Consider the following 13,018-nt stretch of genomic DNA (forward strand, 5'->3'; position numbering starts at 1 on the left):
GCCGGCTGCCGTATGCCACGGGCTATGCCACGGGCTACTTCCATTTCAGCAGCGAGCCGGCCATTCGCCTGGCCGAGAAGCTGGTGCAGATCACGCCCGCATCGCTGACCCGCGTGTACCTGACGCTCGGCGGCTCCGATTCGGTCGATGCCGCGGTGCGCTTCATCGTGCAGTACTACAACGCGATCGGCAAACCGTCGAAGAAGCAGTTCATCGCGCTGGAGCGTGGCTACCACGGCTCCTCGTCCACCGGCGCGGGCCTGACCGCGCTGCCGGTGTTCCACCGCGGCTTCGACCTGCCACTGCCCACGAAGCACTACATCCCTTCGCCCAACCCGTATCGTCATGTGGATGGCGCCGATCCGCAGGCGCTGATCGCGGCCTCGGTGGCGGCGCTGCGCGCCAAGGTGGCAGAGCTGGGTGCGGACAATGTGGCCGCCTTCTTCTGCGAGCCGATCCAGGGCTCGGGCGGCGTGATCGTGCCGCCCAAGGGCTGGCTGAAGGCCATGCGCGAGGCTGCGCGCGAGCTGGACATCCTCTTCGTGGTGGACGAGGTCATCACCGGCTTCGGCCGCACCGGTCCGATGTTCGCGTGCGAGGCCGAGAGCGTCGAGCCCGACCTGATGACCGTGGCGAAGGGCCTGACCGCCGGCTACGTGCCGATGGGCGCGACCCTGATGTCGGAGCAGGTCTATGCCGGCATCGCCGACGGCGCGCCGGCCGGCGCGTCGATCGGCCATGGTGCCACCTATTCGGCGCACCCGGTCGGCGCCGCGGTCGCGCTGGAGGTTCTGCGGCTCTACGAGGAAGGCGGCGTGCTGGCCAACGGCCAGCGCGGTGCGGCGCATTTCGCGGCCGGCCTCGAGGCGCTGCGCGCGCACCCGTTGGTGGGCGATGCGCGCCACCGCGGCCTGCTGGGCGCGCTGGAGCTGGTGAGCGACAAGGCGAGCAAGCGCGGCTTCGACACGGCGCTCGGCCTGTCGGACCGCATCTTCGCCACGGGCTACCGCAACGGCCTGGTGTTCCGCTCCTTCGGCGATCACATCCTCGGCTTCGCGCCGGCGCTCACCTTCACCCGAGGACGAGTTCGCTCAGATGTTCGTGCGCCTCAGGAAGACGCTCGACGAGGTGCTCCAGGCCCCCGACGTTCGCGCCGCGCTGGCGGCCTGAACGGGCGCCGCGCGCCGCCGTCGCAACCCATCGAGACAGAAGCAGAATCAGGCTCGCTTCGTTCTTCGGCGCCACCATGTCAGAAGCCTTCAAGATCGACCGACTCGACCTGCGCATCCTGGCGCAATTGCAAAAGAACGGACGCATGACCAACGTGCATCTCGCGGACGCGGTGGGCCTTTCGCCCAGCCCCTGCCTGATCCGCGTGAAGCGGCTGGCGCAGGCCGGCTACATCGGCGGCTACGGCGCGCACCTGCGGCTTGAAAAGCTGGGCGACACGCTGACCGTGTTCACCGAGATCACACTGCATGACCACAACCGCGAGGACTTCGCTTCGAGGCCGCCATCCGCGAGGTCGACGAGGTGCTCGAATGCCACTTGGTGAGCGGCGGCTACGACTACCTGTTGCGCGTCCTGACGCGCGACGTCAATCACTACCAGGAAGTCATCGAGGAATTGCTCGAACGCGACATCGGCGTCGCCAAGTACTTCAGCTACATCGTCATCAACTCGCCGTTCATAAAGACGCACTGTCCGATCGAGCGGCTGTTTCCCCACCCGCGCTGAGAGGCGCTTTCGTCCCGACACCCCGCGTCGCTTCCGCCCGCCCGCTTCGTGCGCCTGGCCGAAACCGACCGACCGCGCTGACGCTGCTGATCGACGGCATTACGCGCCACCAAGCTGGCCGGCGACACGCTGCTGGTGGCGCTGCTCAGCCACGGCCGGCGGGTGCCGACAGCGAGTTCGGCGACGGGCCGCGCGCCGGCTTCTGCCTGATGGGCGCCTGCCAGGACTGCTGGGTACGGACGCCGGCCGGCGAGCGCCTGCGTGCCTGCTCGACGCGGTCTGCACGCGCCGCTGGCGCAGCCGCGGTTGAAGGGCTACTACTACAAGTACTTGTTCAAAGAAGTGCGCTTCGGTCCGCCGACTTCGCCGCCCAGCCGAACGCTTCAGCCCGTCCGCCCGGTCAGCGGAGACGCCTGCGGGTCAAACACTGGGACTGGTTCTGATGGCGTATTGGCCTTGGTCCTGGGCGCGGCCGCAACCCGTTGAGTGCGTCCGATGTGAAGGCCTCTGACGTATGCACGACGGCAGGATCTGCTTGTAACGAGTCGCACAACCGCAGCCTGCTTTGTGCAAGACCCTCATTGAAGCACCGGCGCGAGGGGTGCGCAGCCTAAACTTTTGGACATCCAAAGGCCCGACCTCAGCCCCATCATGACGCACCCCACCGCACTACCAAGCCTCCGTGGCCACGCCTTTATGGATGGCAATGAACAACCCTCACGTCGCGTTTCCGAAAGACCGACTCCATGAACTCCTCCATCGTCGAACGCCTCAGGAGCGCCGGCCGCCTGGATCGCGTGTTCATCGACGGCGAGTGGGTCGTGCCCCAGGGGCAAGCTCGAAGCTCTGTCATCGACCCGTCGACCGAGGAGCCTGTCGCGGAGATCGCGCTGGGAACTGCGCAAGACGTCGCTGCGGCGGTGGCCGCCGCGCGGCGCGCTTTCGCCACTTGGTCCGTGAGTTCTGCCAAGAGCAGGGCCTTGCTTCTTGATCGCGTTCACTCCCTGATCCTCGAGCGCGCGGAACTGTTCGCTCAAGCGATCTCGTTGGAGATGGGCGCTGCCATTGGCTTTGCGCGCAGCACACAGGTGCCGTCTGCGGCGCAGCACATCCGCGTGGCCCGCGACAATCTGGCCAGTTATTCGTTTGTCACCCATCGCGGGGACATGGCCATCATGCGCGAGGCCATCGGCGTGTGCGGCCTGATCACCCCATGGAACTGGCCGCTCTACCAGATCACCGCCAAGGTCGGCCCCGCCCTGGCAGCGGGATGTACGGTTGTCCTGAAGCCCAGCGAGCTGTCGCCCCTGAGCGCCTTGCTCTTCGCCGAGGTTGTGCACGACCCCGGCATCCCGCCGGGCGTGTTCAACCTGGTGAGCGGCAATGGGCCGGAGGTCGGCGCCGCGCTGTCGGCGCATCCGGACGTGGACATGATCTCGATCACCGGTTCGACCCGGGCCGGCGTCCTGGTTGCCCAAGCGGCGGCCCCGACGGTGAAGCGCTTGGCCCAGGAACTCGGCGGGAAGTCGCCCAACCTCATCCTGCCGGATGCGGACCTGGCGCGTGCCGTACCAGCAGGCGTAGCGGCCGCCTTCCGCAACGTCGGCCAATCCTGCAGCGCTCCGACTCGCATGATCGTGCCCCGCGAGCGCCTGCAAGAGGTCGAACGGATCGCGCTCGAAGCGGCATCCAGCATCGTCGTGGGCGATCCGCGTTCACAGCAGACCACGCATGGCCCGGTGGCGAATCGCGCGCAGTTCAATCGGGTGCAGGAAATGATCAGCATCGGAATCGCCGAAGGCGCGCGGCTCATTTGTGGCGGCCTCAGACGGCCAGAGGCTTTAAGCTGCGGCTTCTACTGCCGACCGACCATCTTCACCGCGGTCCATCCTCAAATGCAGATCGCGCAGGAGGAGATCTTCGGGCCGGTGCTCGCGCTGATCCCCTACCACAGCGTGGACGAGGCCGTGGAGATCGCCAATGGCACCGTCTACGGCCTGGGCGCCCATGTGCAAGGCAAGGACCTCGGCGCGGCGCGCGCCGTCGCGGCGCGGATCCGCTCCGGGCAGGTCCACATCAACTATCCGGCCTGGAACCCCCATGCCCCGTTCGGCGGCTACAAGCGCTCGGGAAATGGCCGCGAATACGGAATAGAAGGTCTCGAGGAGTACCTGGAAACCAAAGCCATTCTTGGTTTCCAGGATGCCTCGGCACCCAGTACCGACTGACAGGCTTTCAGTGAAAACATCGCGCAACGCGCAGGAGCAATCATGACCGTGGCCATAGTGCTGCATCGCGCCGACGGCGCACCCCTCTCGACTTCTTTCCGCAGAGCCGCCTTCGGCACGGACGATCCTTTCGCTCGGAACCGCGAAATCGCCTGGGAAGGACAGAATGCGATGATCGCCGCTCGGGTCAGCTTCATCGGTGAAGTCGATGTCCCGAGCTTTCCCCACACCGAGACCATCGTCGTCATGGCCGGAGAGCTCAGCCTGACGGCGGCCGACGCGGCACCGCTCGTGCTTGGCCGCGGTGAAGGGGCCGTCATCGCCCGCGGGACAGCAGTTCGCATACTGGCAACATCGCGCACGTTGTTCGTGTCCTGCGCGGCAGCGGCAGAGGGGCCGAGCAACTCCGGCATCACGCCACTGCGCGCCGACGCCGCCTTCAAGGCGTCCACGCCGCCCCCGGCCGAGACGCTGCTGGGCTTGACCCCTCAGTGCCGCAGCGACAACGTCTTCACCGACGAGCAGGCGGAGTACCGCGCGGGCACCTGGGATTCGACGCCCTACCACCGCGTCGTTCGCCCGCATCGCCTCAACGAGTTCATGTACCTGCTGGCCGGCGGCGTGCGATTCGCATACCCCGATGGCAGCGTGCTGTCGGTGGGGACGGGCGATGCGCTTTTCGTACCCCAGGGCGCGCCGATCGGATGGGAAAGCAGCGATCGCGTGGCGAAGTTCTACGTGGTCCAAAGCGTTCAGCCCTGAAACGACGAGCGAGATTCATCATGTCCCCTCCGCTGCACCACATCCAAACTTCGCCCACGCTGCCGGCCTCGGCTGACGTCGTCGTGATCGGCGGCGGCATCATCGGTGTCTTTACCGCCTACTACCTGGCCCAGCGCGGCGTTTCGGTCGCCTTGGTCGAGAAGGGGAGGATCGGCGCCGAGCAGTCCAGCCGCAATTGGGGCTGGTGCCGGCAGCAGAACCGCGACGCTCGCGAACTGCCGTTGGCGAGCAAGAGTCTCGATCTCTGGGAACGATTTGCGGCCGAAAGCGGTGAAGACACCGGTTTTCATCGCTGCGGGCTCTTGTATCTCAGCAACGACGAGGCTGAGTTGTCCCGTTGGTCCAGCTGGCGTGATTTTGCGAAGACCGCCGGAGTGACAACCTACATGCTCAACAGCCGGCAGGCCGCCCAGCGCGGGCAAGCGACCGGCCGCGCCTGGAAAGGCGGCGTCTTCTCGTCCACCGATGGCACCGCCGATCCTGGCAAGGCTGCGCCGGCCGTGGCAGCTGCCCTTATCAAGCTCGGGGGCAGCGTCCACCAGAATTGCGCGGCCCGCGGCATCGAGACGGAAGGCGGACGGGTCAGCGGTGTCATCACGGAAGCTGGGGTCATCAAGACCAGGACCGCCGTGCTCGCCGGTGGCGCCTGGGCCTCCTCGTTCTGCCGGCAGCTCGGCATCCGATTTCCCCAGGCCTCGATACGCCAATCCATCCTTAGCGTGGCGCCTGTGGAGGATCGCCTGCCGGATGCCGTGGTGTTTACCGGGGGCGTGTCCGCCACGCGCCGCAACGACGGACGCTACGCCTTGGCCATCAGCGGCCGCGCACGCGTGGACGTGACGCCGCAGTTCATGCGCTTCGCCCCGCAATTCTTGCCCATGTTCGCCAAGCGCTGGCGCAGCCTTCTGCCGGGAGGCCTGCAAGGCATTCGTGGTGGCCACGAAACGCTGAAGCGGTGGCGGCTTGATGCGCCGACACCGATGGAGCGGGTGCGCATCCTCGATCCGAAGCCCTGTTTGTCCACGATCAGGGAGACCCACCGCCGCGCCGTCGAACTGCTGCCCCAGTTTCGCGACGCCAAGATCACGCACGCCTGGGCCGGCTTCGTCGACAGCACGCCCGACGGTGTTCCCGGCATCGGCGAAGTGCCGTCCATACCGGGCTTCATCCTGGCTGCGGGCTTTTCCGGACACGGCTTCGGAATCGGCCCTGGGGCTGGCCACCTGATCGCGGACCTTGCCACCGGTGCCGAACCGATCGTGGATCCCATACCGTACCGGCCGGAGCGGTTCAGCGGCTCAGCATGGGGCAAGGTCGCTGATTTTTAGGTGAGCATGCGAGTACGACGATGAAGTGGGCGTATGTCAATTCTGAATGACCGACCCCTCGATTGATATTGGACTGCATGAGCCCGCATGCCGATACTCGCGGCCGACGGCTCTGCATCTGCAGCATCGCGATAACCGGCACCAAAGGCATACATGTTTTCGAGCGATGTAATCGTGATTGGCGGCGGCTTGGTCGGCACGGCAGTGGCCTATGGGCTGGGCCAGCTCGGCAAGAACATCACGGTCCTGGACGAAGGCGACGATGCGTTTCGCGCCTCGCGCGGGAACTTCGGCTTGATCTGGGTTCACGGCAAGGGCCGCGGCGTTCCGCACTATGCGCGCTGGACCCGGGAGTCCGCCCGGCAGTGGCCCACGCTGGCGGCGCGACTTCAGGGCGAGACCGGCATCGATGTCCAGGCCAAGCAGACCGGCGCCTTCAACCTCTGCTTTTCCGAGGCCGAACTCGAGGCGCGCAGCGAGCGGCTTGCCGCGGTGCGCGATGAGGTGGGCGGCGACTACCCGTTCGAGATCCTGGACCGCGCGGCCCTGCTGCAGCGATTGCCCCACGTCGGACCGAAGGTGATCGGCGCCAGCTACTCGCCGATGGACGGACATGTCAATCCGCTCAAGCTGCTGCGCGCCCTGCACACCGCGTGCACCCAGCGAGGCGTGATGCTGAAGACAGGCCACGGGGTGGAGCGCATCACGCACGCAGACGGCCTGTTCACGGCGCACGTCCGCGGCCAGCAGTTTCGCGCGCCCAAGCTCGTATTGGCCGCGGGGCTGGGCAATGCGCGCCTGGCCGGTCAAGTCGGCCTTCATGCGCCGGTGCGGCCGAATCGCGGGCAATTGATCGTCACCGAGCGCACCGAGAAGCTCTTCGACTATCCCACGGGCCATATCCGGCAGACCGACGAGGGCGGCATCCAGATCGGGGAGTCCATGGAAGATGCGGGCTTTGACGACAGCACGACAACCAGCACCCTGGCCGAGTTCGCGCGCCGCGCCGTCGCCAGTTTTCCCATGCTCGGCCAACTCAATGTGGTTCGGGTATGGGGCGCGTTGCGGGTGATGACGCCGGACGGCTATCCGATCTACCAGGAATCGAAATCCTGCCCAGGCGCCTACGTCGTCACGTGCCACAGCGGCGTGACTCTGGCCGCGGCCCATGCCTTTCGCATCGCCCCGTGGATCGACGGCGCAGCCGCGCCCGAGGAGCTGGACGCCTTTCGGGGCGATCGCTTTCCCGCCGCGGACCATCCGACACAGCCCCAGCCCCTGGATCACCACCATGCCCACTGAACCGCTCTTTCGCCCGATCTCGGGCGCCACCGAGCCCTTCATCGATGTCGAGTTCGACGGTCGCCGCCTTGCGGTGCTCGGCCAGCGCTCGGTGGCTGCCGCCTTGCTGGCGGCCGGTGTGTCGCGCTTTCGCTCCACGCCCGTGTCGGGTGCGCCACGTGCTCCCTACTGCATGATGGGCGTTTGCTTCGAATGTCTGCTGGAGATCAACGGCGTGGCCAATCGCCAGGCCTGCCTCGTGCCGGTTCAGCCGGGCATGAAGATCCGCTCGCAGGAAGGCGCCCGCAGCTGGGAAGCCATCCGCACGACCAGCGGCGGCGGCAACGAGAACACCACCGAGGACAGCCATGCAGCTTGACGCGGTGGACGGCGCGGTAGATGTCGCCGTCGTGGGGGCGGGCCCGGCGGGTCTCGCAGCGGCCGCCGCCGCGGCCGAACTGGGGCTGTCGGTCGCGCTGCTCGACGAGCAGGCGCATCCGGGCGGCCAGATCTACCGCGACGTCACGCGGGCCGGGGTCGATCGGCTGCAAGTGCTCGGGGACGACTACGGCGCTGGCCGAGCGCTGGTGGAGCGCTTCGCGCAATCGACGGCGCGGCACGTGGGCGGCGCGGCCGTCTGGAACATCTCCCGCGATCGCGTCATTCAGTACTTGAAGGATGGGCGATCCCAGTCCATGACGGCCGGCCAGGTCATCCTGTGCACCGGTGCCATGGAGCGGCCGTTTCCGATTCCGGGCTGGACGCTGCCCGGCGTGATGACGGCCGGGGCCGCGCAAATCCTTCTCAAGAGCGCCGGCGTGGCGCCATCGCAGCCGGTCGTGCTGGCCGGCTGCGGACCGTTGCTGTATTTGCTGGCCTGGCAGTACTTGCGGGCCGGTGTGCGCATCGGCGCCATCGTCGACACCACGCAGCGCGGCGACTACCTGCGGGCCCTGCGCCATCTCGGCGGCGCACTGGCCGGATGGCGCGACGTGAGGAAAGGCCTGGGCCTGATCCGCAGCATCCGGAGCGCCGGCATCCCCTACTACCGCGGCGCAACCGACCTCGCCGTGGAAGGYGGCGAACGGGCCACGGCCCTGCGCTTTCGTATGGGAGCCACGTCGCACCGCGTGCAGACCGATCTCGTACTGCTTCACCAGGGCGTGGTGCCGAACAACCAGATCACGGCCTCGCTGCGCCTGGCGCACCGTTGGGACGACCAGCAGCTGTGCTGGGTGCCGGCGGCCGATGCGTGGGGCCGCCTCGCGCTGGACAGCTTCCTGATCGCCGGGGATGGGCGGGGGATCGCCGGCGGATTGGCAGCGGCCTTGCAAGGGCAGCTCGCCGGCCTGGCCGCGGCGCACGATGCCGGGCGCGTGTCCGAACTCGAACGCGACCGTCAGGCCGAGCCGCTGCGCTCGGCGCTTCGTCGCCAGCTGCACATCCGGCCTTTCCTCGATACGCTTTACCGTCCCAAGATCCAGCATCGCGTGCCGGCCGACGACGTGATCGCCTGCCGCTGCGAGGAAGTCTCGGCCGGCGACCTGCGCCGATCGGTTGCCCTCGGTTGCCAGGGGCCGAGCCAGGCCAAAGCCTTCACGCGCTGCGGCATGGGCCCCTGCCAGGGCCGCCTTTGCGGCCTCACGGTCACCGAGGTCATCGCGCATGAGCGCGGTGTTCCTCCGGCCGAGGTCGGCCACTACCGCATCCGCGCTCCCATCAAGCCGATCACGCTCGAAGAGCTGGCCGCACTTTGATTCCATTTTTTCAACACCTTCAGATCGCACCAATGACCGACATCACCCGCATCGAACCCACCCATCGCCTCAGCCGCCTGGTCGTGCACAACGGCGTCGCCTATATGACGGGCGTCACCGCGCAGGACGGCACGTTGGACATCCAGGGCCAGACCCGCCAAGTGCTCGAGAAGATCGACACCCACCTCGCCAAGGCCGGCATCGACAAGACGCGCATGCTGTCGGTGCAGATCTGGTTGAAGGACATCGAGCGCGATTTCGCGGGCATGAACGAGGTGTGGGACGCGTGGGTGCCCAAAGGCGCTGGCCCGGCACGCGCCACCGGCGAGTCCAAGCTGGGACACCCCGACTTGCTGGTGGAGATTCTGGTCACCGCCGCTGTCTGAGCCGTTGACCATCCGAAGGGCTTCCATGATCCGGCGCATTGCCTTCATCCATACCGTCGCGATGCTGGTCGAGCGTTTCCGTCCGCGCTTCCAGTCGGAACTGCCAGACGCAGACTGCTTTCACATGCTGGACGAAAGTGCCCGCAGGATCTGATCCGGCAAGGTCCTTCCAGCGGCATCACGCGCCGCATCGTCACCCTCTCACAAGTGGCGGCCGATGCGGGTGCCGAGCTGATCGTTTTCACGTGCTCGTCGACCTCGCCGGCCATCGATACCGCGCGCCAGACGGTGAGTGTGCCGATCCTCAAGATCGACGATCCCCTCTACGCCCGCGTGGCGAGCGCGCCAGGCCGCGTCGGTCTGATCTGCACGACCTCGTCGACGGTCGCACCGAGCCGGGCACTGCTGGCTGCGCACGCCCAGAGCGCGGGCCGGGATATCCCGGCGGAGAGCGTCCTGTGCGCGGCGGCATTCGACGCCCTGGCCAGTAACCGGCGTGACCTGCACGATCGCCTCGTGCGCGAGGCTGCGGCAGAGTTGGCGCCGCGCGTCGATCGCATCGTCCTGGCGCAAGCCTCGTTGGCGCACTTGGGCGAACCGCTGGCCGACCAACTGGGGCTGCCGGTGTTCGCGAGCCCGGAACTGTTGGTGCAGGAGGTGGTCGCCCGGGTGCGGAATTCGGCCTGCGGCAGATCTATTTCAAGTACTGCTCCACCTTCGACAGCACGCCTGAGGGCAACATCGGGCCGGTGACCGAAGCGCTGATGGATGCGCTGGGCACCGACTTCACCGTCGCCACACCGGCCTTCCCCGACAACAAGCGCACCGTGTTCAAGGGCTACCTGTTCGCCGACGAGGTGCTGCTCAACGAGAGCGGCATGCAAAACCATCCGCTCACGCCGATGACCGATGCCAACCTGGTGCGCGTGCTGCAGGCGCAGACGCGGCGCAAGGTGGGGCTGATCGACCACGTCGCCGTCGCGCGTGGCGCTGAAGCGATCGGCGAGCGCATCTCGCAGCTGCGTGCCGAAGGCGTCGGCATCGCGATCGTCGATGCGGTCTCGAACGACGACCTGCTGCGCCTGGGCCCGGCGCTGGCGCGCATGCCGCTGGTCACGGCCGGTTCGGGCGTGGCGATCGGGCTGCCGCAGAACTTCGGCATCGCGCCATCGGTCAGCGCGAGCGCTCTGCCGGCGGCGGGCGGGCTGCGGGCCGTGGTGTCGGGCAGCTGTTCGCTCGCCACCAACAGGCAGGTGCAGCATTCATCGTTTCCGGCCGGCCCGCGCTGGGGGTCGATCCCTTGCGCATCGCGGCCGGCGTCGACGTCGCGGCCGAGGCGCTGGCCTGGGCTGCGCCGCTCCTCGAATCCGGCCCGGTGCTGGTCTATTCGACGGCCGAGTCCGGCGCCGTGAAATCGGTGCAGGGCCGGTTGGGCATCGAGGGGCTCTGGTGCAAATATTCGACGTGGTCGGGTCACATCGGCGTGCTCTCGGCGTGATCAGGCCGAGAGCACGGCGTTCCAGATTGTGGGCGCAGCTTGCCCTTTCACCCGCAAGCGGCCCAGATTGAACTGGCCTTTGCGGATGCGATGCAGCAGCTCGACGCCGGCGATCGTCACCGCCGCGCAATCGAAGACCTTGAAGCCGAGCATGGGCTTGATGCGCGACTTCACGCCTCGATGGTCTTGCTCGACCATATTGTTCAAGTATCGCGACGATCGCAGCCGAGTGTCTTTCCAGCGAGGGCTCTGCGCGGGCAACTCCCGCATTGCGCGATGCGAGGCGGCGTAGCCGTCCAGCGTGATACTCACCGGAGGTCGCCCTTGGATCTTCAGCGCCTTGCGAAAGAATGCCTTGGCTGCCTTCACATCGCGGTTGGCGCTCAGGCGAAAGTCGACCGTCTGGCCTTCTCGATCGACGGCACGATAGAGATAGGTCCACTTCCCGCGGATCCTCACATAGGTCTCATCGACGCGCCCGGGCGGCCCCCGTCGGTCAGCGCCAGGATCAGGGAGCCGGCGCGTACGCTCGGGGTGAGCTGCTTCCTGCGTACTGCCTGCTCACGGCCACCGATCAGATCATCTTCATGTTCCAGCGCCGAGTGGCCGACCTGTGGCGCCACTGTGCCGACGGTGTTGCCGCCTCGGTCGATTGGGCGCGGCAGTACCAGCAACTGATGTTGGAGCTGTCCGATCTCGCAGCCGATGACGCGGTGCCCGATGCCGAGCTTCGCTCACGCCTGCGCGATCTCGTTGCCGCCAGGCGCATCCGGCGTAGAAGAAAGTAAATCCGATACCGGCCACGCGCGCCGTTTGCCTCTGGCGGCTGCTCTCGTAGTCACAGATTTACCGTCGCATGAAAGAAAGTAAATCCGGTACTTCGCAACCGCGCAAAGCAAATTCGATACTTCGCGAATCTAATGCTTCGAGCGCTGCGTAAGGTGTTGAACCATGAGGAGTTTCGCGCCCCGCTTCTCGACGCCGGTGGACGCAACACGCCCACGAGGTGCTTCGCAGCTTGAGGGCTTCAGCCCCAAACTGGGCAGACGGGTCCGACTGTTCAATCGGTCGACGTTCGATCTGGTGGCTTCGCCTGGAAGCCGGTCCGGCGGTGCTGCGCCTCTGCAAACGCCCTGTTCGCTTGCGTTCTGCATCTAAGTCTCGGCTCTCCAGCGTGACGATGGCGAACAGTTGCTGTTCGTCGATGATGCTCAGCATGAACTCGCTCCCAACAAAGGTGCGCGCGACTCGGGCGATTCCGGAACAGCGGTATCACATTTACTTTCCAAAGTGGCCAACCCCTTGCTGGATGCGGCTTCGCCGCGCACAAGGCTCTTCAGACCACGGGCAGTCACACTTTTACCGTCACGTTTGGAACGGATTCACTTTCTTCTACGCCAGCGCGACCGGTCGGGCCGACCATTCTTCATGCAGCAAGTCGCGCTGGGTGAACTCGCGCTCGAGTCGTCTTCGTCCCTCGTCGACCACATCGCCCGTGACGGCGACGGTCAGCAGCGACGAGCCGTCGGCCTCTGTCGCACCTCGATAGAGGGTTATGCCGCCTTCCTCGCGAAGCTTTTCGAGGCCCTCCGTCGAAGAAATCAGGGAAGACATGGAAAACGATGCAAGCCGCTGCGACGGTCAATAACCTTGGTCATGCTTCACTCCTGGCATCGAGCCGTTGGTGGGGTGGCGCCGATGTTATTTACTGCTCGAGCTTGCGACAAGGATTGAAGTCTTACATCTGTAATCTTGTATACGGGGCCGACGCGTCATGGCGGTTTCAAGTCTGAAGCGCAACAGATGCTATGTGGGACTACCCGAGCGAGACCCGTTTAGCTAAAACGGGATTTCCTTAACTCCTTGGCAAACCGCCCACGCGCGTGGCGCCTCCCGCTGGCACAGAAACACGCTCGCCCTATTGAGCATCCCAAGCTCGCACGCGGGCCAGGCGCTCCCGAAGAAACAGGGATGCGCTACAAGGTGAACGGCAGCGCCGGGATGACCGAAAAGTCAATGG

12 protein-coding genes and 5 pseudogenes are annotated in these 13,018 nt (G+C 66.3%); 14 read left to right on the plus strand and 3 right to left on the minus strand.

Features of this window, described 5'->3' with window-relative positions; translation table 11 throughout:
- The 13 genes and pseudogenes from AC1DY5_RS20755 to otnK all read left to right on the plus strand — a co-directional run.
- Positions 1-1,170, plus strand: a pseudogene (locus AC1DY5_RS20755) (aminotransferase class III-fold pyridoxal phosphate-dependent enzyme); the annotation flags it as partial.
- 76 nt (positions 1,171-1,246) lie between these two features.
- Positions 1,247-1,737, plus strand: a pseudogene (locus AC1DY5_RS20760) (Lrp/AsnC family transcriptional regulator).
- A 48-nt stretch (positions 1,738-1,785) separates the two neighbouring features.
- A pseudogene (locus AC1DY5_RS20765) lies at positions 1,786-2,180 on the plus strand ((2Fe-2S)-binding protein).
- A 303-nt stretch (positions 2,181-2,483) separates the two neighbouring features.
- Positions 2,484-3,965 carry an aldehyde dehydrogenase family protein gene (locus tag AC1DY5_RS20770; protein ID WP_478114362.1) on the plus strand — a complete coding sequence of 494 codons (1,482 nt, stop codon included), beginning with the start codon at positions 2,484-2,486 and terminating at the stop codon, positions 3,963-3,965.
- Positions 3,966-4,007: 42 nt separating this feature from the next.
- Complete coding sequence (locus AC1DY5_RS20775; RefSeq protein ID WP_478114364.1) at positions 4,008-4,727, plus strand: cupin domain-containing protein; 720 nt, start codon at positions 4,008-4,010, stop codon at positions 4,725-4,727.
- A gap of 20 nt (positions 4,728-4,747) precedes the next feature.
- Positions 4,748-6,076, plus strand: a complete 1,329-nt coding sequence (locus AC1DY5_RS20780) for an NAD(P)/FAD-dependent oxidoreductase (protein ID WP_478114366.1) — start codon at positions 4,748-4,750, stop codon at positions 6,074-6,076.
- A gap of 153 nt (positions 6,077-6,229) precedes the next feature.
- Complete coding sequence (locus AC1DY5_RS20785; RefSeq protein ID WP_478114368.1) at positions 6,230-7,378, plus strand: NAD(P)/FAD-dependent oxidoreductase; 1,149 nt, start codon at positions 6,230-6,232, stop codon at positions 7,376-7,378.
- Entirely contained in the window at positions 7,368-7,736 is a 369-nt protein-coding gene (locus AC1DY5_RS20790; protein ID WP_478114369.1) for a (2Fe-2S)-binding protein, read from the plus strand. Before AC1DY5_RS20785 ends, AC1DY5_RS20790 begins: the two co-directional genes overlap by 11 nt.
- Positions 7,726-9,114 (plus strand): FAD/NAD(P)-dependent oxidoreductase, encoded by a 1,389-nt coding sequence (locus AC1DY5_RS20795; RefSeq protein ID WP_478114371.1) that lies wholly within the window; start codon positions 7,726-7,728, stop codon positions 9,112-9,114. The genes AC1DY5_RS20790 and AC1DY5_RS20795 overlap by 11 nt, the downstream gene beginning before the upstream one ends.
- Before the next feature lie 32 nt (positions 9,115-9,146).
- Entirely contained in the window at positions 9,147-9,500 is a 354-nt protein-coding gene (locus AC1DY5_RS20800; protein ID WP_478114372.1) for a RidA family protein, read from the plus strand.
- A gap of 25 nt (positions 9,501-9,525) precedes the next feature.
- Positions 9,526-9,654 carry a hypothetical protein gene (locus tag AC1DY5_RS20805; protein ID WP_478114374.1) on the plus strand — a complete coding sequence of 43 codons (129 nt, stop codon included), beginning with the start codon at positions 9,526-9,528 and terminating at the stop codon, positions 9,652-9,654.
- 53 nt (positions 9,655-9,707) lie between these two features.
- A complete protein-coding gene (locus AC1DY5_RS20810) occupies positions 9,708-10,253 on the plus strand; it encodes an aspartate/glutamate racemase family protein (RefSeq protein ID WP_478114375.1) in 546 nt (181 codons plus the stop codon).
- A pseudogene (otnK, locus tag AC1DY5_RS20815) lies at positions 10,181-10,941 on the plus strand (3-oxo-tetronate kinase); the annotation flags it as partial. The gene AC1DY5_RS20810 and the pseudogene otnK, both read left to right, overlap by 73 nt.
- A gap of 57 nt (positions 10,942-10,998) precedes the next feature.
- Here the strand turns inward: otnK and AC1DY5_RS20820 are convergent.
- A pseudogene (locus tag AC1DY5_RS20820) lies at positions 10,999-11,481 on the minus strand (IS6 family transposase); the annotation flags it as partial.
- 104 nt (positions 11,482-11,585) lie between these two features.
- Here AC1DY5_RS20820 and AC1DY5_RS20825 point away from each other — a divergent pair.
- The gene (locus AC1DY5_RS20825) at positions 11,586-11,786 is read left to right on the plus strand and encodes a hypothetical protein (RefSeq protein WP_478114377.1); all 201 of its coding nucleotides are present in this window, start codon (positions 11,586-11,588) and stop codon (positions 11,784-11,786) included.
- A gap of 58 nt (positions 11,787-11,844) precedes the next feature.
- Here AC1DY5_RS20825 and AC1DY5_RS20830 read toward each other — a convergent pair whose 3' ends face one another.
- Together AC1DY5_RS20830 and AC1DY5_RS20835 are read right to left on the minus strand one after the other, a co-directional pair.
- Positions 11,845-12,216, minus strand: coding sequence for a hypothetical protein (locus AC1DY5_RS20830; RefSeq protein WP_478114379.1), 372 nt, complete (start codon positions 12,214-12,216; stop codon positions 11,845-11,847).
- A 174-nt stretch (positions 12,217-12,390) separates the two neighbouring features.
- Positions 12,391-12,612, minus strand: a complete 222-nt coding sequence (locus AC1DY5_RS20835; protein WP_478114380.1) for a hypothetical protein — start codon at positions 12,610-12,612, stop codon at positions 12,391-12,393.
- Positions 12,613-13,018: the final 406 nt, after the last annotated feature.

This window comes from Variovorax sp. P4_D9 (assembly GCF_056401695.1).

What these genes read in the sequence shown, in the direction of transcription:
- AC1DY5_RS20790 (WP_478114369.1), top strand. Translation starts at nt 7,368, where the DNA reads ATGCCCACTGAACCGCTCTTTCGCCCGATCTCGGGCGCCACCGAGCCC.
- AC1DY5_RS20800 (WP_478114372.1), top strand. Translation starts at nt 9,147, where the DNA reads ATGACCGACATCACCCGCATCGAACCCACCCATCGCCTCAGCCGCCTG.
- AC1DY5_RS20825 (WP_478114377.1), top strand. Translation starts at nt 11,586, where the DNA reads ATGTTCCAGCGCCGAGTGGCCGACCTGTGGCGCCACTGTGCCGACGGT.
- AC1DY5_RS20780 (WP_478114366.1), top strand. Translation starts at nt 4,748, where the DNA reads ATGTCCCCTCCGCTGCACCACATCCAAACTTCGCCCACGCTGCCGGCC.
- AC1DY5_RS20785 (WP_478114368.1), top strand. Translation starts at nt 6,230, where the DNA reads ATGTTTTCGAGCGATGTAATCGTGATTGGCGGCGGCTTGGTCGGCACG.
- AC1DY5_RS20805 (WP_478114374.1), top strand. Translation starts at nt 9,526, where the DNA reads ATGATCCGGCGCATTGCCTTCATCCATACCGTCGCGATGCTGGTCGAG.
- AC1DY5_RS20830 (WP_478114379.1), bottom strand. Translation starts at nt 12,216, where the DNA reads ATGCTGAGCATCATCGACGAACAGCAACTGTTCGCCATCGTCACGCTG.
- AC1DY5_RS20770 (WP_478114362.1), top strand. Translation starts at nt 2,484, where the DNA reads ATGAACTCCTCCATCGTCGAACGCCTCAGGAGCGCCGGCCGCCTGGAT.
- AC1DY5_RS20835 (WP_478114380.1), bottom strand. Translation starts at nt 12,612, where the DNA reads ATGTCTTCCCTGATTTCTTCGACGGAGGGCCTCGAAAAGCTTCGCGAG.
- AC1DY5_RS20775 (WP_478114364.1), top strand. Translation starts at nt 4,008, where the DNA reads ATGACCGTGGCCATAGTGCTGCATCGCGCCGACGGCGCACCCCTCTCG.